The 20,676-nt window shown below is 53.2% G+C and carries 13 protein-coding genes; 11 read left to right on the forward strand and 2 right to left on the reverse strand.

Annotation, left to right across the window (positions count from 1 at the left end):
• Positions 1-160 precede the first annotated feature (160 nt).
• From DW089_RS09200 to DW089_RS09210, 3 genes are read left to right on the forward strand one after another with little or no spacing between them, the layout of a single operon-like run.
• Positions 161-493 (forward strand): helix-turn-helix domain-containing protein, encoded by a 333-nt coding sequence (locus tag DW089_RS09200; RefSeq protein ID WP_118287151.1) that lies wholly within the window; start codon positions 161-163, stop codon positions 491-493.
• An 18-nt stretch (positions 494-511) separates the two neighbouring features.
• Positions 512-973, forward strand: a complete 462-nt coding sequence (locus DW089_RS09205; protein WP_118287152.1) for a metallophosphoesterase — start codon at positions 512-514, stop codon at positions 971-973.
• 16 nt (positions 974-989) lie between these two features.
• Positions 990-1,445 carry a nucleoside deaminase gene (locus DW089_RS09210; protein WP_118287153.1) on the forward strand — a complete coding sequence of 152 codons (456 nt, stop codon included), beginning with the start codon at positions 990-992 and terminating at the stop codon, positions 1,443-1,445.
• Between the two features lie 159 nt (positions 1,446-1,604).
• On the opposite strand, the gene DW089_RS09215 is transcribed toward DW089_RS09210, so the two are convergent.
• Both DW089_RS09215 and DW089_RS09220 read right to left on the reverse strand, forming a co-directional pair.
• The gene (locus DW089_RS09215; RefSeq protein ID WP_158572356.1) at positions 1,605-6,080 is read right to left on the reverse strand and encodes an autotransporter outer membrane beta-barrel domain-containing protein; all 4,476 of its coding nucleotides are present in this window, start codon (positions 6,078-6,080) and stop codon (positions 1,605-1,607) included.
• 2,598 nt (positions 6,081-8,678) lie between these two features.
• Positions 8,679-9,620: an AraC family transcriptional regulator gene (locus DW089_RS09220; RefSeq protein WP_118287155.1), complete on the reverse strand. Its 942-nt coding sequence runs from the start codon at positions 9,618-9,620 to the stop codon at positions 8,679-8,681.
• A 157-nt stretch (positions 9,621-9,777) separates the two neighbouring features.
• On the opposite strand from DW089_RS09220, the gene DW089_RS09225 reads away from it, so the two are divergent.
• The 8 genes from DW089_RS09225 to DW089_RS11660 all read left to right on the forward strand — a co-directional run bounded on the left by DW089_RS09225 (position 9,778) and on the right by DW089_RS11660 (position 20,455).
• Positions 9,778-10,941, forward strand: coding sequence for an iron-containing alcohol dehydrogenase (locus DW089_RS09225; RefSeq protein WP_118287156.1), 1,164 nt, complete (start codon positions 9,778-9,780; stop codon positions 10,939-10,941).
• Positions 10,942-10,962: 21 nt separating this feature from the next.
• Positions 10,963-11,532: a sugar O-acetyltransferase gene (locus DW089_RS09230; RefSeq protein ID WP_118287157.1), complete on the forward strand. Its 570-nt coding sequence runs from the start codon at positions 10,963-10,965 to the stop codon at positions 11,530-11,532.
• 2,441 nt (positions 11,533-13,973) lie between these two features.
• Positions 13,974-14,204, forward strand: a complete 231-nt coding sequence (locus DW089_RS09235) for a hypothetical protein (RefSeq protein ID WP_233547585.1) — start codon at positions 13,974-13,976, stop codon at positions 14,202-14,204.
• Positions 14,205-14,441: 237 nt separating this feature from the next.
• Positions 14,442-14,597, forward strand: a complete 156-nt coding sequence (locus tag DW089_RS11370; RefSeq protein WP_158572358.1) for a hypothetical protein — start codon at positions 14,442-14,444, stop codon at positions 14,595-14,597.
• 245 nt (positions 14,598-14,842) lie between these two features.
• Entirely contained in the window at positions 14,843-16,687 is a 1,845-nt protein-coding gene (locus DW089_RS09240; RefSeq protein WP_158572359.1) for a TerB N-terminal domain-containing protein, read from the forward strand.
• 3 nt (positions 16,688-16,690) lie between these two features.
• Entirely contained in the window at positions 16,691-18,004 is a 1,314-nt protein-coding gene (locus DW089_RS09245; protein ID WP_118287160.1) for an ATP-binding protein, read from the forward strand.
• Positions 18,005-18,013: 9 nt separating this feature from the next.
• Positions 18,014-20,251, forward strand: a complete 2,238-nt coding sequence (locus DW089_RS09250) for a DEAD/DEAH box helicase (protein ID WP_118287161.1) — start codon at positions 18,014-18,016, stop codon at positions 20,249-20,251.
• Positions 20,252-20,272: 21 nt separating this feature from the next.
• Positions 20,273-20,455 (forward strand): hypothetical protein, encoded by a 183-nt coding sequence (locus DW089_RS11660; RefSeq protein ID WP_118287162.1) that lies wholly within the window; start codon positions 20,273-20,275, stop codon positions 20,453-20,455.
• Positions 20,456-20,676 lie beyond the last annotated feature (221 nt).

Genomic DNA, 20,676 nt, shown 5'->3' on the forward strand with positions numbered 1-20,676 from the left:
ATACATAGAATATCTTAAAAAAAATATGCTTGACATATTACCAGAATGCTAAATTGTGAAATTGACTAACCTATAGTTCTATAATATAATTCTAGCTAGAATGAGAATAAATTCAAGTACGTACATTCAGGTAGTATACTTACCTAAAGGAGAGTGTAAAATGGGCCAACGGTGTATTTCCGACGAGAATATTGCTTCCACGGGCTTTAGTTATACTTTGTCGCTGATCAACGGGAAATATAAGATGACCATTCTGTATACTCTGATGGAGTTTGGGGTGGTGCGGTTCAATGAGATGAAAAAGTACATTGCGGGCATTTCCTATAAAACTCTGAGCGCTACCTTAAAGGAACTGGAGGCCGATGCGCTGGTGCACCGGGAGGAGTATCCGCAGATTCCACCCAAGGTGGAGTATAGTTTGACGGAGCGGGGGAAATCTTTGATTCCCATTTTGGATGCCATGTGCGACTGGGGCGACAACCACAGGCTTTAGGAGGAGCGAGGTGATTTTATGACGCAATCAATAGCTGTTCTTTCGGATACCCATGGCCTATTGCGGCCGGAGGTGCTTTCTCGGATTGCTGGGTGTGATGGGATTATTCACGGGGGCGACATCAACAAGCCGGAGATTCTGGACACGCTCCGGAAAATCGCGCCGCTGTATGTGGTCCGGGGGAACAATGACAAGGAGTGGGCGGAAGGGCTGCCGGAAACCCTGCGGTTTCAGCTGGAAGGTCTCCAGTTCTTTATGGTCCACAACAAGAAGTTTGTGCCCAAGGATTTGACGGGGATTGATGTGGTAATCTTCGGGCATTCTCACAAGTATTTTCAGGAAGTGATCGATGGGCGGCTGTGGCTGAATCCTGGCAGCTGCGGGAAGCGGCGGTTTGACCAGGAGATTACGTTTGCCATGCTGACCATCGATGGGAAAGCATACCGTGTGGAAAAGATGGTCATTCCCCACGAAAAATAGTAAGGAGGCTAAGGGTATGAATCAATTTATGGAAGAAGCAATCAAAGAAGCTCAGCAGGGGATTCGGAACGGTCACGGGGGCCCTTTTGGCTGCGTGATTGTGAAAGCCGGAAAGATTGTAGGCCGGGGGCATAATGAGGTGATTAAGCAGCAGGATCCTACCTGCCACGGAGAAATGATGGCCATCCATGCCGCCTGCAAGGAGCTGGGGACCTTTGACCTGTCCGGGTGTGAGCTGTATACCACCGGCGAGCCCTGCCCCATGTGCCTGGGCGCCATCCTCTGGGCCAATGTGGACAAAGTCTACTACGGCTGCAATATTGCCGATGCCGAGGCTATCGGGTTCCGGGATAAGGTGTTTTACGAGATGGGGTCGGAGAAGAAGGAGAAGCTCATGGCGGAGCTGGATGCGGAGGCGTGCAGGAAGTTGTTTGAGGAGTATAAGGGGATTGAGGGGAAAAAACAATATTAAAGTAGGGGGCTTCAGCAAACCTTTGACCAAGCTGAAATTTCTGTTTGCTTAAAAAACAAAGCCAGCGTGTTATCGATACTCCGGTAACACGCTGGCCTTCTTACGTTCAACTATTTTCCTTAATGAATCTTGTGCTTAAATGAACTGGCTCCGTTTTACTTAAAACTTGTACCGCAGGGCTACGCTCCACAGATTGCTGCGGACATCGCTGCCTTTCTGGTATTGATAGCCTATGCCGTAGGTCATGGAACCATGTTCGGCCTCCACACCCAGGCGGCCATAGAAACTGCCGCCATCGGATACATCGTAACCGAAGGTATTGGCGGCTCCGTTCAGGCTGACGCGATCGTTGCCATCCCGGTCACCGAAGGTCCACAGGTAGCCGGCTTCTGCCAGGGGTTTAATGGACCAACTGCCGCTCTTCATGGTCTGGCTGTAGCGCAGGCCCAAGGGAACCATCCACAGGTTGGCATTATCACTGTCGTGATGGATGCCCAGGCTGTCGGTGTAATTGCCATAATCCAGGTGTGCATACCGGATGCCCACATACGGGGTGAGGGTACCGGCTCCAGCATTGAAGTCGTGTTCGGCACGAACACCAGCGCTGTAGGCATTGGAGGAAACGCTGCCGGTGATTTCTTTGCCGCTGTTGTACTGGCTCAGGTCGTTCTTGCCATGCAGCCAGGAGATGTCGCCCAGATAGCTGGTTTCACCTTGACGGATTCTGCCGTACAGGCTCAGGCCGTAGTAATCAGCATTGTTCTTGGTGCTGGCGGTATCGGTATTGCCGGAGATGGAGCCGTCCATGTAGGTGAGGGCCAGCCCAGCAACGGTATTATCGTTATGATACAGGTCGGCCCCGGCCACTACGCCATTATATTGGGCATCGTAGTTTGCTCCGGTGAGTCCATCAAGGTCCAAACCGTCTACGTCTTCTTTGGTGTGAATGTAATGAGCCCATACATCCTTATCCAAAGTGGTGTCCTTCACGTCAGCCAGGTGGTTAGCCACAGCATTATCGAACAGATTGTTAGCCGCATAGAGGCTATGCTGTACTCCGCCTAATTCACTGAGGGAATTTGCACTGTTCAGGGCATTGGCTTGTTTGGCCAGGGAGGAGTTGACGTCTTCATTGGCAGCATTATTGACAAAGTCGGTTGCAGCGCCAGTGCCCAGGAGGGCCGCGTTTACCACATCCGGAGCTACCAGGCTGTCGCCATAAACATCATGGGCATCCTGGGATACGGTGGTGACGGAGAATTTGCTTTCGCTGTTGCCATCAGCCCCAACAAATTTCAGAAGTTTGTTATTGGTAAAGACATTTTGTGTGGTATCTGCTTTGGCGTCAGCGTACCAGGAGTTGTTCTCTTTGACGTTGGTACCGGACAGGATGTTATACGTAGTATCTTTGGAAGCTCCGGAAATGTACAATTTGGCCGAGTCAGAAATGTTCGTAGAAGATACATTGGTTAAGGCTGCTGCCTGGCTGCCGGATACGGTGCTGCCTTTTACAAGCAGGAGGGAACCAGCTCCCATGGTAAAGCTGCCGGTATCAGCTGCAGCGGCGCCGGTAGCTTTACTGTCTACGGTAATGCTGCTGCCGGTAAGATCCTGGCTGGAAGTTACATACAGGGCGGACAGGATGCCGTCAGAACCCCAGGTCAGGCCGGATTCGCTAAACAAAGCTTCTGCTGCAGCAGTATCCTGAGAGCCAAGAGTCAGGGTGGAATTCTGGCCTACAGTCACGTTGGTGTCTGCAAGGCTTTCGATGGACACTTCGGTACCATCGTTTTGGGTGCCGCCATTCCACACGGGATCCAGGTACAGGGAACCACCGTTCAGATTGATCTTGCCTGCTGTCAGGGTGGCTGCCTTATCATCCGTACCAACATTCAAAAGGGCCTTAGCATCAGCACCGGTAATCGTGCCGGCAACTGTCACATCACCAGTAATGGTGGAAGTGCCGGAGATGTTCAGGTCTTTGGCAATAGCTACCGTGCCGGTTTTGGCTTGGATGGAAGAGCCCGTCAGAGCTACATTGCCGTTCAGGGCCATTGCGCCATCAGTGGTTAAGGCTGTGCCTTCCGCAGTCGTTACATCGCCGCCTACGGTAACCGTACCGGTAAGGGAAGAAGTGCCGGAAGCAGCCAGGTCTTTGGCAATGGAAACGGTGCCGGACTGGGCAGTCAGGGAAGCGCTGGTCAGGTTAACGCTGTCTTTGAAGGCAGTGGTACCAGCTGTGGTCAGCTGCGTAGCTTTTTCTGTTGTAACTGCGCCGTCTACCGTAACGTTGCCGGACAGGGAAGAAGTACCGCTGGCGGCCAGGTCGCTAGCCAGGGTTGCCGTGCCGGTATTGGCGTTGAGGGCAGCATTGGCTAAAGCAACTTTGCCGGCGATGGTGGTCTTGCCGTTGGTGGTTACCGTACTATCCTCGGCAGTTACGGCGGCCTTCACGTTTAAGGCGTGGTCTGCGGTTACGGCTGCGGTACCAATGGTGAGGCTGCTGCCACCTTCAACCGTGACATTTGCTGCATCAGCATTGGTCGTAATGGCTTCGTCTGCTTTGCTGCCACCCAGCGTAACGCTTTGGCCGTTGGTTACCGTAAGCTTTTCTGCATTGCCCAATGCAAGGGTAGCTACATTGAAGCCGTGGGCAAGGGGAGTGGTATCTTGTTCCGTGGTGGTGTCTGCGCCAACAAGGACATTTTTGTCACCAGCGTCTAAGGTAATGGCATCCAGGACGGACGTGGCGCTGACTTTGCTAATTTGGTTGGTATCCAGGGTATTATTAGGAACACCGGTGGTGTCCACCAAATCACCGGTCATGAGCAGCTGGGTCTGTGAAGTGAAGCTGTTGTCGGTATCTGCATTATAGGTGGCCTTGCTCAAGGCGTCTTGGATATTGGTCAGATAGGCATAGCTGTAATTATCACTTAGGGACAGGGTGCCTGCTTCCAAGAGAATGTGGTTATCTGCATATATCGTATCCTTTAGACTGTTATCCGTGGTGATTTCCGAAGCGTTGGTATCCGCATTGGTGAAAATCTGATCGGCTTTTGTCGCCAGGACGGCAGTGTCAAGCAAATCCAAGTGGCTGCCCGTTGTAATGACGCTGTCCAGGTTATCGGCCTGAAGGGTACCGCTGGACAAATGGAGCCAGCTGCCGCCGGTAACCGAGGTCTTATCCTGGGTGAGCGTCAGGTTGCTGCCGCCTACATAGGCTTCCCCTTCGTTGTCTACGGTTAATTTCCCGCCTAAGGTCAGGTCGTTGGCCTCCAGCCGGCTGCCGGAAACGGAAAGGTCACCTGTAACTTTTGTGGTACCGCTGGTGATAAGTCTGCCGTTGGTTACTTCTGCATTGCCGCCTACGGTGAGGCCTTTTGCGGTAACGCCTGGCAATTGAGCTTCCGGAATCTCAGTGCTGTCATCCGCTTCACTGGCTTCGCCTGTGATAGAAAGATTTCCGGTAATGGCCAGGCTGTTTGTGGTTTTAAAAATAGAGGCAGAGTTTATTGCCGCATTGCCGCCTACCGTCAGGTCAGCAAAGCGTACGTAGCCATCACTGCCGGTTACGGTCAGGTCTTTGTCAATGGATGCCGTACCGGAAGCGGTAACGTCACTATTGGTGATTGTGGCAGAGCCGCCAATGCTCAGGTCCTTGAAGTTTGCTTTGCCTGTATTGTCATCTTTGCTGGTTTCAGATGCTCCCAGAAGCACATTCTCGATTGTGAAATCACCGGATACTTTGGTGGAATTGTTAGAAGAAAAATCAGCGTCAGCGCTTAGAGAGAAGTTGCCGCCTACAGTCAGGGTACTGTCTCCGTCAAGCCCAACGGTAGTTTCTTGCACATCAGGGGAGCCCAATCCTACTGCGGTAAAATCGCCTGTAACATTTACGGTGCCAGTCGATCCAAAATCTGCCCCGCTATTAAGCGTGAGATTGCCGCCGACAGAAAGTTTGCTTGTTTCTTCCAAATCGATATACGGTCGATTGTTTGACTCATTGTTAGAACCGGAAGCAGTGAGATCACCGGAAACATTGACCGTGCCGCGGCCGGAAAGATCGCCGCCATTCATGGTAATGCTTTTGGCATTGACGGTACTTGGCGTATCTACATATAAAGAACCACTAAATCCTTGTTTAATCAGGTCAAAGGTGGCCGTGCCCTTGTCCGTAGTTTCGTCTACACCGTTGGCTTTGAGCTTATTGGCCAAATTGTCTATGGTGAGGTTGTTGAGGTTTACCGTACCCTTATTGACTTGCAGCGAAGAAGCCAGATTGAGATCTTTTGTCAGATTTACCGTACCACCTTCAGAAAAATCGGCATCCTCGCTTTCGCCATTTTCCTGTGTGCCGGAAACGAGCGGTTCGCCAACGATAAATTCTCCATGGTAGTTATTCAAACTGCTGTTAATCGTTAAGGTGCCGGTACCATTTTTGATAATCGTAGGTGCATTCAGATTTAAATTACTAGCTGCTTTGCGAATCCCTGAAATGATAGTATCTGCATTCGCATCGGTAGCATTGGCTTCCCCGATGGTCAAGGTAGTATCCTTGGCCACATTGAAGGTTACCGTTGAAGAGGGAGCAAGATACATGAAGCCGCCACCAGAGGTGGTAATATAGTCACCCATATCATGGAACGACGAATAACCGTCTGCAGCTTGAATTGTATTGCCTGTATATGCTGCATCCTTCGTTACATTGAAAACGACATTGGAAGTTACAGCAAGGGCACCACCAACTGTGACGGTTTTGCTATTGTTAATTAATTTGTTGTTTTGGAATAAGGCATCGTTAAAGGTGACACCTGCACCATTTACGAAAAGGGCACCGCCCATGGCACTGCCTGAAGTGTTATCTTTAGAAGTGATTTCTACAGTGTTATTGCTGATGTTGACCGAATCATCAGCTTTGGTAAATTCAACTGCATCTGTCTCAGTTACACCTACATAAAGAATCCCCTGTGTTGTAGCGCTATCAGTGGATAATTTGTTCCCAGATACGTCGGAATAAACAGATCCAGCACTGGCAGTTTCAGAAGTATCAATTGATTTGCCAGTAATTGCAATAGAATCTGCTGCGAGGGCAATTCCACCTCCCATAAAATCAAGGGATCCGGCTACTAGAATGCTAGCCAATACTCGCTTTGTTAATTCTTTCCCACTTTTTTGCATAACAGAACTCCTTCCCTATATTTTTTGCTTAGCCTTTATGAAACCCCTTTCAGTCTGGATATACGGCGTCTAGCAATCTGTATTTCCAAACAACCCCATACAGCAGATGCTGATACGAATACTACTAGCTTGGCTGTGCTAACCGTAAAAAACAGAAAACATAACGATTAGAGGATTTCATAATATATGCAAAAGCAATACAAATCACTGTTATTATAATACGCTTAATAATGATGGACAATATGAAATTTACATATTTCCTAAACAAATAGAAAAATATTATAGCTAAATGATGAAATATATAAATATCGTAAAATATAATACAAAAAGAGTAGGCAAAATGCAGGGTGTAAAGAATTGCACAGGTGAAGTTATCTAGAGAAGCGACATTTTGAAAAATCGAAATTAGAAAAACAGATCTGTATGCGAATTTAATTAGACAGAAAGTTGGGAAGGTGGATACATTGGAATTCCTGGAAGGGGGAGGCGCTCAGCATGGTTGGACCCATCCGCCTTCAATTATAAACTCTTTCCGTCCCGCCGTATGGCGGGACAGCTTCCTCACGTTTGAGGAAGCTAAATAAGGAGAAAGCACCTTCCCGCAGTTCCGTACCCCCTCTGCGCCTCTAATAGCCTTGGAATAGGCGCATCTCCCCCATTTCAGCCGTTTACACGGCGAAATGGAGAAGACGAGTGTTGCTGCGGGCAGGCAGCGGCCGGTTGCCGCAAAACTTGGATGAAAAAAATAAATACCTGGGTGAACTTCTATCGTCGCCTTGCGGCGACACTTCCTTCACGTTTGAAGGAAGTGTTCATAGCAATTTACTGGTCATCTTTATATCAGCACTATATATTAGATTTTACTTGACCAGTGGCGGCTTGGAAGCCTACCACAGTGGTTCGCAGCTAGCCAATCAGCTACGCCCAATTTGGGCTTGCTTCTTGGGCTGCTATCACATGGCTCGCATTAACCAAGAGTCTTTTGATAAACTGTAGACTCTTGGATGCGAGCGCAAAGCGTTGCTGGTAGGTGTCAGCCCGTAGGAATGACGAAGGAAGTTCTTCCCCCATTGCCGCGGTGCGGCATTTCCCCTTCAGGGAAAGTCTGTCCCCGCTGGGGCTAGTGCGGCGAGGATGGTAGCTCAACGAGGTCAAAGTTTCCAACGTAATTACTTTTTGCTGGAGAAAACTCTGTACCTGATTTTTGGTCGACGTTCTCAACGGGTGTTATGCAGGCATCCTACTTTTGAACCCCATCCGCCGGCAGGTTTGCCGGCACCTTCCCCTTCTCCTGTTCGCATAGCGAACAGGTAAGTGGAAGGCAGGCGGCCGGGAGGCCGCAATACTTGGGTGGAAAAGATAATACCTGGGTAAACTTCTATCGGCACCTACCGGTGCCACTTCCTACACTCTTGCAGGAAGCGTTCTATAACCACTACTGGTCAATTGTTAATCGTTACGATAGCATCACCACTACATGAGCTATTAAAAACACCTACAGCATTGGTCAGCACTATCCATGCCCTCCCCGCCATACAGGAAGGGGAGGGACGGCCAATCCAAGAATCCAAGGGCCGGGGTGGGGAAGGGACATTTTGCGGCGCTGGCGCCGCTATATATTCCATCTTGATTCCTCAACAGCTTGAAGTCCCCCGGCTTCAAGCTATTGGAAGTGTACCATAGGCCAGGGTGGGGAAGGCTCATTCTGCGGCCAAGGGCCGCTAATTCAGGGCATAAAAATATAATGCCTTGATTAAACTTCTATCGTCGCCTTACGGCGACACTTCCTACACTCTTGCAGGAAGCATTCTATCATCACTACTTGTCAATTGTTAATCGTTACTATTGCATTACCACTACATTAACTGTTAAAACACCTACAGCACCGGCCAGCACTATCCATGCCCTCCCCGCCTAACAGGAAGGGGAGGGACGGGCCGCACCAAGAATCCATGGGCCCGGGGTGGGGAAGGCCACCTTCTGCGGCGCTGGCGCCGCTATATATTCTAAAAAACACATCCACAGTTTTGCAAAAACTGTAGGAATTTCTCCTCTTCACAAAGCTCCTCTTGGTGTTTCGCCATATTCTTTCTTATACGCTCTATAAAAGTTGCTGGGGTCGTTATAGCCTGACAGTTGGGCGATTTCTTCTACGGGCAGCTGGGTTTGGGTCAGGAGGAGTTTGGCTCTGGTCAGGCGGATATGCAAAAGCTGTTGGGAGAAGGTTTGGCCGGTGTTTTGTTTGATGAGTCGGGACATGGATGCGGGGTGGAAGCCGAATTGTTTGCCCAGGGTTTCCAAGGTGACGGTATCCCAATGGGTTTCCATATAGGCGAGGATTTGGTCTGTAAGGGAGGTGGGGGTATCCTGGTGCTGCTGGTGGTAGGCTCTGGCGATGTAAAAGGTCAGGGACAGGGCCAGGGATTGGAGGATCTGCTGGGTATCGGGTTTGGGGTTTACGTATTCCAGGATCATGAGGTTCAGCAGCTGCCAGACGGGGGAATCTGGGGGCAGGGGGAAGTGAAGGCAGCCGTCGGCATAGCGGTTGAGTTTGGGTTCCAGGAAGAAGTGGAACAGGGCGGGGTCGGCGGCCAGCTGGGACAGGTAGTAGCGATAGAAGGCGGTGGTTTTGATGAGGACGCCGACGATGAGGCAGTTTTCGGGGCTATTTTTGCGCAGGGCGTAGCCGGAGTAGGGCTGGCCCAGGTAGCAGTCGCCTTCTTCCATAAGGACCTGGTGCTGGGACTGGGCGGACAGGGCGATGTAGCTGCCGGTGTAGGCAAAGTTGAAGAAGAAGAAGTCTTGGCGGTGGAAGCGTTCGTGGATGTGGTTTCCTTTGAAGGCGCAGACCATGCAGTCTTCGTCGGGTTCGCCCAGCCACTGGGAGATGTATTCTACCCGGGTGCCGCTGGGGTCGGGGCGAAAGTTCCAATGGAGATGGGGGAACTGGGCGGCCAATTGGTCCAGGGCCTGGGTAAGGTTTTGTTTTGGTTCCATGGTGTACCCTCCGATGTTAAGATTTACCATATAAAATGTTAACATGGGCGACTGTTTTTGGCAATGGATAGGGGTAGAATAGGAATTGCAAACGGGGAAACCCAAAGGAAATCAAGAGTCAACAGCAAAACTGATTAGCTTAAAAGGAGTGGATACCATGTATCAATTTAGTTTTTATATACCGGCGAAAGTTCTGTTTGGACCGGGGCAATTGCAGTATTTACATGAGGAAGTGCTGCCGGGGAAAAAGGCGTTAATCTGCACCAGCAACGGCACCAGCGTGAAAAAGTACGGTTATCTGGCTGCTTTGGAAAAGGAATTGGATCAGGCTGGGGTAGCTTATGAAGTATTCGACCAGATTCGTCCCAATCCTACCAGTGACAATGTGATGGACGGGGCTGCCCTGGGAAAAAAGAGCGGCTGCGACTTTACTATTGCGTTGGGCGGTGGTTCTGTCATGGACTGCACCAAGTGCATTGCTCTCATGATGACCAATGACGGGGACATCTGGGACTACAGCATTTCTGCCAAGGGCGGCAAGAAGCAGCCGGCCAAGAAGGCTGCTCCTATTGTGGCCATTACCACCAGTGCTGGTACGGGTTCTGAAGTGGATATGGCGTCCGTTATCACCAATGAAAAGTACCAGGAAAAGACAGGGATTTTCTTCCAATCCATGTTCCCGACCCTGTCCGTGGTGGATGCCAACCTGATGCTCAGCGTACCGCCTAAATTCACGGCTTACCAGGGCATGGATGCGTTCTTCCATGCGGCAGAAAGTGTCATCAACAAGAACGAGCATCCCATGGGCGAAATGTTTGCCCTGAAGGCCATTGAACTGGTGGCCAAGTATCTGCCGGTGGCCTACAAGGACGGCAGCAACCAGGAAGCCCGGGCCTATGTGGCTCTGGCCAATACGCTGGCTGGGTACTACATGCTGTGCACCTCTGAACATACTATGGAACACGTGATGGGGAGCTTCCACGACAATTTGGTCCATGGGGCCGGCCTGATTATGCTGTCTCATGCGTACTATGATTTCTTTGCCAGCCGGAAGGCCTGCGAGGAACCCATGATGAAGATGGCTAAGGCTATGGGGGTGGAGAATCCCACTTCTGGCAAGGACTTTATCGACGCTTTGGACAAGCTGATTGCCAGCGTGGGCTGTGCGGACCTGCGCATGAGCGATGCGGGCATTACCAAGGAAGAACTGAAGAATTATCCGCAAAAGGTCCATGAGGTCATTGGCGGGGATATCTGTGCAGATCCGCTGCCTCTTAGCGATGCAGATTACCTGGCGATTTTCGAAGAATCCTACCGCTGAGGCGCTGCTATGGAACGCTCGATGACGGAATACGAAAAGCTCCAGGCAGGGCTGCCCTACAATGTGAATGATCCGGAAGTGAACCAGCATAAGCTGGATGCTGCCCGGGGCTGTGCCAAGCTGGAAGCGGTTGACGTCCAGGATTTGGCCGGGAAGGACAAGGCCATCCGGGAGCTGCTGGGGAGCGTAGGGAATAACCCCAATATACTCCCTGGGTTCAAATGCGACAACGGGCAGAACATCCACGTGGGGGACGAGTTTTTGGCCAACTACAACGTGGTGATTCTGGACGTGGCGCCGGTGACCATGGGCAATGACGTGTGGATTGGGCCCAACACCCTGATTACCACGGTGAACCACCCCCTGGATGCGGCCGGACGGCGGAAGCATCTGGGCATCGCCAAGCCGGTGGTCATCGGCAATGATGTGTGGATCGGCGGCAGCGTGACCATTCTGCCGGGCGTGCATATCGGCAATAACGTGGTGGCTGCTGGTGCAGTGGTGACCCATGATGTGGCGGATAACACGCTGGTAGGGGGTGTGCCGGCGAAGGTGTTGAAGAAATTGGCGGAAGACGCCGGTGCTTTTTGATATACGTTTGCTGTGCCTTCCGGGGTCCGTATTGGTCCGTAAGGTAGTTTCAGATATAGTTCGAATATAGAAAAGAAGGGCATCCTGCTTAAAAAATTTGGGCAGGATGCCTTTTTTTGGGGTGTGGTGCGGGAGTAAAATGGGTGCAGGTGGGTATTTGTTCGCGATGTTTGCCTTTCCGTTCTCTTTGGGGTATATTTTCAAAAACGCGACGGAGCGCTGACTGTTTTTGAAAACATCCCCCGCAGAAACGGTGTACCACAAGCTGTAATCAGCCCCGTGGGTCAAGCTTGGCTGGAGGTACTTTGGGTGCGTTTGCGCTGCCCCTCTATCGTGTCCTTACTTTGGGCATGGGCCTCTGAAGTGCAGAAACCTTACAAAAAGCGGGACCCGCAAGGGCCTATCAGGACGACGATGAAGACTCCAGGACACTGCGGAGTGGCAGTTACGTTGCTCAAGTTTGGGAGGTATGTATGCACCCCTCCGGGGCGGTGGGGCGTAAGGCACCTTCCGCCACCCCGCTTTCCAATGGGTTGTAGAGGTCCCGTTGAACTTGCGAGGAAAGCGGGGTGACGTCTTCCTCGTTGGTGATTCGCTGCGCTCATCACGGGGTTTCATCCATGAAAATGGGTGAAACCAGCAACGAGGCAGGCCGGCTAGGTCCCGGAAAAGGCATAGCGTTGCTGGCTGGGGTTAGTGCAGAGAAAATATAAACTTCTATCGTCACCTTGCGGTGACACTTCCTTCACGCTTAAAGGAAGCGTTCTTTGGCCACAACTGGCCGTGTGCTTGCAGGGGGTAGTGTGGTAATTTTGAAAGTTCAATTGTCCTCCGGACCACTTGGTGGGCCCATTCGCCTTCCTGGCGTCAGGCACCTTCCCGCAGTTGGACTGTTGTTGCTGCGGGAAGGCGGGCGGCCAGAAGGCCGCAATACCTAGGTGGAAAAGATAATATTAAAAATATAATTTTATTGATATCTATCTATGCTAAAACTCTCTTCGTCACCTTCCGGTGACACCTCTCCCACACTTGGTCGAGGTAATCAATACGGCACCACCGCATTTCTAAAGTTACTTCTATTTGAGAACAATGTGGGGGTATATAAGTAGAATAAAGTATATTATAATTGCGAATTCTCTCTAGAAGTTGACCTCGCACGCATGGGAGTCGTATCCACCGTTCAAGGCTTTAGCCGCAGAAAGGTGGTATATACGACCCCTGTGATAGCGGCCTGCAAAGCGAACCCACAGCGTGAAGCTGCGCAGCGAGCCGCGAACCACTCGGGCGCAGGTGGCACTCGCCCTTCCCGTCGCACGGAGTGCGACACCCTCCCCATAGTGGTTCGCATTGTACCAATCAGCTGCGCTCTTCGAGCTTGCTTCTTGGAATGCTATCACAGAGGTCGCATTAGCCGGTCTTCCATTGATACATTGGTATGGACGACCGGATGCGACTCCCAAATGTTGAGGGTTATTAGACGGAGAGTGCTCCTCTATCGGCGCTTTGCGCCACTTTCCCCTTCAGGGAAAGCTTGTCCCCGCTGGGGCTAATGCAGTGAGGATGGTATCTCAACTAGGTCAAAGTTTCCAATGTAATTACTTTTTGCTGGAGAAAACTCTGTAGCCGGATTTTTGGTCGACGTTCTCAACGGGTGTAGTGCAGGCATCCCACTTTTGAACTCCATCCGCCGGCAAGTTTGCCGGCACCTTCCACTTACCTGTTCGCATAGCGAACAGGTAAGTGGAAGGCAGGCGGCCGGGAGGCCGCAAAGGCGAGGATAAACTTCCTCAGTCATCCCTACGGGCTGACAGCCCCTCCACGCTTGGATGGGCCATTCATGACCCCCACTGGTCTATTGTTTATTGCTTTTGTTGTGTCACCACTACTGCAGCTATCAACACGCTCATAGTCGTGGTCAGCACTACCCCATGCCCTCCCCGCCTATGTGGAAGGGGAGGGCCGGCCAATCCAAGAATCCAAGGGCCGGGGTGGGGAAGGAACCTTCTGCGGCCATGGGCCGCCATATATTAAAAAAAACACCTCCACAGTTTGCAAAAACTGTGGGACGTCTACCCGACTGAACAGTAGAAAGTTTCTTACCTGACGCTCTGTAATGAGGGGATAGCCGAACAATATCGCTGCTCAATGTAGATTTGGAAGGGGAGGGACGGGCCATACCAGGAATCCATGGGCCCGGGGTGGGGAAGGCCACCTTCTGCGGCGCTGGCGCCGCTATATATTAAAAAATACCCCCACACCTTTCCTTCAATCCTATCTTGTACTTGGCTTGAATGCAGTGTAAAATATATGGTAACAAGGGAGCGTGCTGTAAGGTACGTAGGTCTACTATATATGTGAGGTGTGGTATTATGGGTTTCTTTTGCCGGGAAAAGACGTTGTATCATTCCATTGGGACGCGGCCTGAGTGGGAGGCGGCGAAGGTGCTTCTCTCGCAGGCGGGGATTGAGTTTTCGGCTTGTTCTATGCCCAGTGAGGCGCCGATTTGTGGCTGTGGGGCAAAGTTGGACATCCGGGATTTTGGGCCCAATGGAAAGGTTGACCGGGAGGCGTATTATATCGATGTGCCGGAGACGTTATGGGAAGCGGGGCGCCGGATTCTGCGCAGTGCCAATATTGTGACGGTGGAGCCGGGGGACGATCTGGTGAAGTGATGGTGGGCTGTGAATATGCTTGAAATGGTGAATCAGCAGCCTTGCAAAGCCGGAGAACAACCTGGTGAAGTGAATCAGGGCCAAAAGTGGCTCTTACGCTTGGAAAATATTTATCAGAATCATTGCAATATTATAATTGCTATGCTATAATTTATCCTAAAGAATAAAGTTTCTTGTTTGGCCATTCTGGGAGCTCCTTTCCAATGCTTTCACATTAATGAGGGGCAGGTGACAGGAATGGATTTATCGTACGAGGAAAAGAAATTTGCGCTGCTGGCGAAAATCCGCAGTGCCAAGACTCCGGAGGAGATGACGCAGCTGTATATGCAGCTGGACGAACTCGTCTCTGGAGCTGTGGAACAGGAAAAGAAGGCTGCTGAAGGCAAGTCTTAGGCGGTGGGCCCCGCCTGGGCCGCCAGGCAGCAGGTCCCTGACCGGACTCTCACCCCGGTCGGGGGCTTTTTTTGTGTTCTTTTGGGGCCTAAGGCTGTTTCTTTTTTACGGGTTTTATTTTATAATAGAGAGTGGCGAAAATTTGTTTGTTCTCAACGGGTTTTTGGGAAGTTCGGGAAAGTTTGGCGAGGGTCCCAAAAGCTGCGGTGCTGGAGAGAAAGGATGGGGCGGCCATGACCGGTCCTATGGATAAATCAAAACAAGAGACGTTTCTGCGGCTGAAGGAGCAGTACCAGTCGGAGCCGATTAAGCCCCGGAAGGTGCCGGAACCGGAGGTATTGCCGGAACAGCTGCAGAAGCTGCGGGCCTTGGGCGCGGCTTGCAATGCGCAGAAGGAGTATATGTCCTGGGAAGAGATTTTTGTGCGGCAGGGCAAGCTGGTGGAGGACTATGAGGACGATTACACTTATGATCTGCCGGTGCTCCATTATTTTCCTACGTACCAGTCTCTGCGGGACAGGGAGCTGCGGGGGTATTTTGGCTGGCGGACCCGGCTGCGGCATCATGCGGCGGAGCGTACGTCGCTGACCTATGCGTATATTTATATTTACGAGCTAATCAATCAGATTGGGGTGAAGTCCCCGGAGGAGGGCTTCCAGAAGCTATTGGAATTCCAGGACGAGTACGGGAGCCTGGATTCCCGGATTTTGGCCAATATGAATACCTGGCTCCGGGACTATGTGCTGTATTACCAGCTGGACCCCAAGCTGCTGCCGGACACGCACAGCGGGCAGATGGACCAGGCGTATCTGACGCTGGTAAACTGGCAGCAGGCATCTGACCAGGAGTTGTTCCAGGCGCTGGGCACGTTTTCTACCTACCGGATGGACCGTTCCAAGCTCTATAAGGAGGATACGGACCGGTACGTGCGGCTGATGGCGGGGTGCTGCCGGAAGCTTCAGGAGTATTATCTGTCCCACCGGAAAAAGTCCTTCCAGGAGGAGTTCCTGGGGGTGGAGGACTACGAGTGGATTTCTCTTTTTTCCTCGGCGGTGTTCTTTAAGAGGCAGGATACCCGGACGTATGCGGTGCAGCTAACGCCGGTGTGTACCTATAGCAATAAGGAAGGTATCTGGACGGTGCAGCGGCTGCGGTATGAAACGGCCAAGCACCGGAAGCTGGGAAAGCTGGTAAAGACCATTGAAGGGGAGCTTCGCACGCTGCTGGGGTACCAGGAATTATTGCAGCCCTATCACTACAAGTGGCTGACCAAGCTGGTCACGGGGGTGTTTGAGGACTGGCAGGCGGAGGAGGACCGGAAGAAGCGGGCCCAGGTGAATCTGGACGCAGCGGTGCTGGACAAGATCCGGCAGGAGGCGGCCATTACCCGGGAGCGGCTGATTACGGAGGCCGACCTGGGGGAAGAGGAGCCGGAGGTGCCGGAGGAAGAACCGGTGCTGCCGCTGCCTGGCGGTGCGGCTGCGGGCGAAGACTTGTTTGCCTCGGGGCAGGACGTTAAACCGGCGCCTAAGGCTGCGCAGCAGTTGGTGCAAAAACCCCAGGCTTCAGCGCAAGCTCAGGGGCTGCCCTGGAACCTAACGGAAGCTGAGCTCCATTACCTGAAGGATATTCTGGAGGGCAAGCCCACGGGCTGGGTACAGGAGCAGGGGCTGATGGCGGACCTTTTGGTGGACGGCATCAACGCCAAGGCGCTGGACGTGCTAGGAGACAATGTGCTGGAGGGGGATCCTCCGGAACTTGTGGAAGATTATCTGGCGGACGTGCGGCAGGCGGTGGAAGGTGCGCCAAAGGGCGTGGAAACTTCCCAGCAAGCGGCTGCTGGGGCTGCGCCCTGGAACCTGACGGCGGACGAGCTGGAATATTTGCAGGATATATTAGAAGGAAAGCCTACGGGCTGGGTCCGGGAGCGGGGGCTGATGGCCTCGGTGCTCTTTGACGGCATCAACGACAAGCTCTTTGAGGAGTTTGGGGATACGGTGCTGGCTGGGGACCCGCCGGAAGTGCTGGAAGATTATATAGAGGAAGTCAGGGAAGGGCTGGCGGCAGTTTCTCCCCTGGAAAGGAATTAATCAATGAAGATACCAAAACGCATTGCCCGGACGCTGATTACGTCTCTCAAGGGGGGCGTAGTGCCCCGGATTGGTCTGCCGTACATTACGGTGGGCCGGAAAAGTGAAATTGAGGCCCTGCTCCACGATGTGGACGCCATTGCGGACGGGGGCGCTTCGTTCCGCTTTATTGTAGGGCGTTACGGCAGCGGCAAAAGTTTCCTGATGCAGACCATCCGGAACTATGTGATGGAAAAGAATTTTGTGGTGGTGGATGCGGACCTGTCTCCGGAACGGCGGCTCCAGGGCACCAATGGCCAGGGGCTGGCTACGTACCGGGAACTGGTGCGGAACATGGCCACCAAGACGAAGCCTGAGGGGGGCGCACTGAACCTGATTCTGGACCGGTGGCTGAGCCGGGTGCAGGCGGAGGTCATGGAAGAAAGTGGGCTGCCGGCTGCGGACCCGGGGATTCGGCCGCTGATGGAACGGAAGATTGCCCAGGTTATCGGGGCGCTGGACGAAATGGTCCACGGGTTTGACTTTGCCAAGATTTTGACCCTGTACTACCAGGCTTATGCGGAAGGGAATCAGGAGAAGAAGGCCAAGGTCACCAAGTGGTTCCGGGGCGAATACCATACCAAGACGGAAGCCAAGCAGGAAATGGGCGTTAACGTGATCATCAACGATGACGACTGGTACGAATACCTGAAGCTGTTTGCGTGCTTTTTGAAACAGGCGGGGTATGCGGGGCTGCTGGTGTGCATCGACGAGCTGGTGAACATCTACAAGGTGCCTCACGCCATTACCCGGCAGTACAACTACGAAAAGATTCTGACCATGTACAACGACACGCTCCAGGGGAAGGCCCACTATCTGGGCATCATCATGGGGGGCACGCCCCAGTGCATGGAGGATCCCCGGCGGGGGGTCTACAGCTACGAGGCCCTGCGGTCCCGGCTGGCGGAAGGCCATTTTGGGGGCACCCACAAGGACCTGATGGCGCCGGTGATTCCCCTGCTGCCGCTGACCAACGAGGAAATGCTGATCCTCATTGAAAAGCTGGCGGAGATTCACAGCAGTCTGTACGAATACCAGTCCCATATCAAGCCCAAGGATTTGGCCAAGTTTATTGAGATTGAGTTTGGCCGGATTGGGGCGGATTCCCATATTACGCCCCGGGAAGTGATTCGGGACTTTATCGAGGTGCTGGATATTCTGTACCAGCATCCGGAACTGACGGTAACGGAACTGCTGGGGTCCGACCAATTCCAGTACGCCAAGAACGACGTGCAGGAAGGGGACGCTCCGGCGGAGTTTGCGGAATTTACCGTGTAAGGAGAGAATATGAGTATATTTGACCGTTATGCACCGTTTGTCCAGGATTTCATCTACGACCATGGCTGGGAACAGCTGCGCCCCATTCAGGTGGCGGCCGGAGATGTAATCCTGAACACGGACGAGAATTTGCTGCTGACGGCGTCTACGGCTTCCGGCAAAACGGAAGCCGCCTTTTTTCCTATTTTGTCGCTGTTTGCCCAGGACCCGCCGGCGTCGGTAGGGTGTATTTACATTGGGCCGTTAAAGGCTCTCATCAACGACCAGTTCCAGCGGCTCCAGCCTCTGTGCGAGGAGGGCGGGATTCCGGTGTGGCACTGGCACGGTGATGTGTCCCAGTCCCACAAGGCTAAGCTGTTAAAAAAGCCGTCGGGGATTTTGCAGATTACCCCGGAATCCCTGGAGGCCATGCTGCTCCACAAGCATATGGCCATTCCCAAGCTGTTTGGGGACCTGCGGTTTGTGGTGATTGACGAGGTGCATTCCCTGCTCCGGGGAGACCGGGGCGGGCAGACGCTGTGCCTGATTGAGCGGCTGTCCCGGCTGGCGGGGGTGAATCCCCGGCGGATTGGGCTGTCGGCTACTCTGGGGGACCCGGAGATGGTGGGGAAATTCCTGTCGCTGGGCACCGGGCGCCGGACGCTGATTCCCACGGTGAAGGGGCCGGGCAGCAAGTGGCGGCTTTCCATGGAGCATTTCTACGTGAAGGACGCCCAGGCCGGGGAGGACAAGACGGATATTCAGGCGCTGCCGGTGCTGGAGGAGAAGACGGACGAGGCGCCGGTCCAGGCGGACCCGGGGCTGGGGTATATTTTTGAGCACACCCGGGGGAAGAAGTGCCTGGTGTTTGTGAATTCCCGGGAAGAATGTGAAGGGGTGACCACGTCCCTGCGCCAGTACTGCGAGCTGAACCATGAGCCGGACCGGTTTTTGATCCACCATGGGAATTTGTCGGCGTCCTACCGGGAAACGGCGGAGATGTTAATGAAGGAAGACGACAAGAATCTCACTACGGTGACCACCTCCACCCTGGAGCTGGGCATCGATATTGGGCGGCTGGAGCGGGCGTTCCAGATTGATGCGCCCTGGACGGTGTCGTCGTTTTTGCAGCGGATGGGCCGGACGGGACGGCGGGACCTGCCGCCGGAGATGTGGTTTGTAATCCGGGAGGACGAGCCGGAAATCCGGGCCATGCTGCCAGCCACCATTCCCTGGAAGCTGCTCCAGGCCATTGCGCTGGTGCAGTTGTATTTGGAAGAAAAGTGGGTGGAACCGCCCCGGCTGGACCGGCTGCCCTACAGTCTGCTGTACCATCAGACCATGAGCGTACTCCAGGCCAACGGGGAAATGTCTGCGGCCAGCCTGGCGGGAAAGGTGCTGACCCTGCCGTATTTTCACCGGATCAGCCAGGAGGACTACAAGGTGCTGCTGACCCATCTGCTGGATACGGACCATCTCCAGCGGACGGAGAAGGGCGGGCTGATTGTGGGGCTCACTGGGGAGCGGATTACCAGCTCCTTTAAGTTCTACGGGGTGTTCCAGGAGAACGAGGAGTACACCGTGCGCTGCGATTCCCAGGAGCTGGGGACCGTGGTGGCGCCGCCTCCGCCGGGGGAGAAGATCGCCATTGCTGGCCATGTGTGGCGGGTGCTGGAGGTGGACCGGAAACGGCACGTGATCTACTGCGAACTGGTAAAGGGGAAGGTGCCGGCGTACTTTGGCGAGTGCCCCGGGGACCTGCACACGAAGATTTTGGAACGGATGCGGGAGGTGCTGCGGGAAGACCGGCAGTACCCGTATCTCATGAAGAACGCTGTGGCCCGGCTGACCCAGGCCCGGTTCACCGCCGTCCAGTCGGGGGCGGTGAAGCAGCCCCTGATCCAGCTGGGGGGCAAGATGTGGTGCCTGCTGCCCTGGCTGGGGACGTACGGGTTCCTGGCCATGGAACGGTTCCTCAACCTGAAGGTGGGGCCGGAAGTGGGGCTGAAGAATCTGGATTCCTTCCGGCCGTACTTCATGCAGTTTACCATGGAAGCGGACGCCAAGACGTTTTTTCAGACCTGCTATCGGAAGATTGCCGAGGACATCGACCCTATGGAGCTGCTCTACGAACATGAAGTGCCGGAGTTTGACAAATATGATGAGTACGTGCCGGCGGAACTGACCAGGAAAGGGTTTGCGCTGGGGGTGCTGAATTTGGAAGATGTGAAGAGAAGAGTGAAGGAGTGGGAAGAGGAGGGGTATTGAGCAACGGGGCCGAATTTGCCTGTGGCAAATTTGGCTACTGAAACTCTGCTGTTCGTTTTCCCTTTTTGCTGGCATTTTGGATTGGGTGGGCGTGATGCGTTACTTAAATGGGTGCAGGCCCATTCGGGGACTGGGATGGTGTTAGCAATGTTGGCCTTTCCGTTCTCTTTGGGGTATATTTTCAAAAACGCGACGGAGCGCTGACTGTTTTTGAAAACATAGCCCGCAGAAACGGTGTACCACAAGCTGTAATCAGGCTAGTACTGGCAAATTTGTTGTAGCTACCCTAGTGCGTCTGCGCTGCCACTCTATTGTGTCCTTACTTTGGGCATGGGCCTCCCAAGTACCGACACCTTACCAAAATCGGGACCCGCAAGGGCCTATCAGGACGACGATGAAGACTCCAGGACACTGCGGAGTGGCAG

Source organism: Acidaminococcus sp. AM05-11 (assembly GCF_003472805.1).
Classification (GTDB): domain Bacteria; phylum Bacillota; class Negativicutes; order Acidaminococcales; family Acidaminococcaceae; genus Acidaminococcus; species Acidaminococcus hominis.

Bases quoted from the DNA above. Each gene is read 5' to 3' on its own strand.
- DW089_RS09245 (WP_118287160.1), top strand. From the start codon at position 16,691: ATGAAGATACCAAAACGCATTGCCCGGACGCTGATTACGTCTCTCAAG.
- DW089_RS09230 (WP_118287157.1), top strand. From the start codon at position 10,963: ATGACGGAATACGAAAAGCTCCAGGCAGGGCTGCCCTACAATGTGAAT.
- DW089_RS09220 (WP_118287155.1), bottom strand. From the start codon at position 9,620: ATGGAACCAAAACAAAACCTTACCCAGGCCCTGGACCAATTGGCCGCC.
- DW089_RS09200 (WP_118287151.1), top strand. From the start codon at position 161: ATGGGCCAACGGTGTATTTCCGACGAGAATATTGCTTCCACGGGCTTT.
- DW089_RS09210 (WP_118287153.1), top strand. From the start codon at position 990: ATGAATCAATTTATGGAAGAAGCAATCAAAGAAGCTCAGCAGGGGATT.
- DW089_RS09205 (WP_118287152.1), top strand. From the start codon at position 512: ATGACGCAATCAATAGCTGTTCTTTCGGATACCCATGGCCTATTGCGG.
- DW089_RS11370 (WP_158572358.1), top strand. From the start codon at position 14,442: ATGGATTTATCGTACGAGGAAAAGAAATTTGCGCTGCTGGCGAAAATC.
- DW089_RS09240 (WP_158572359.1), top strand. From the start codon at position 14,843: ATGGATAAATCAAAACAAGAGACGTTTCTGCGGCTGAAGGAGCAGTAC.
- DW089_RS09215 (WP_158572356.1), bottom strand. From the start codon at position 6,080: ATGGGTGACTATATTACCACCTCTGGTGGCGGCTTCATGTATCTTGCT.
- DW089_RS09225 (WP_118287156.1), top strand. From the start codon at position 9,778: ATGTATCAATTTAGTTTTTATATACCGGCGAAAGTTCTGTTTGGACCG.
- DW089_RS09250 (WP_118287161.1), top strand. From the start codon at position 18,014: ATGAGTATATTTGACCGTTATGCACCGTTTGTCCAGGATTTCATCTAC.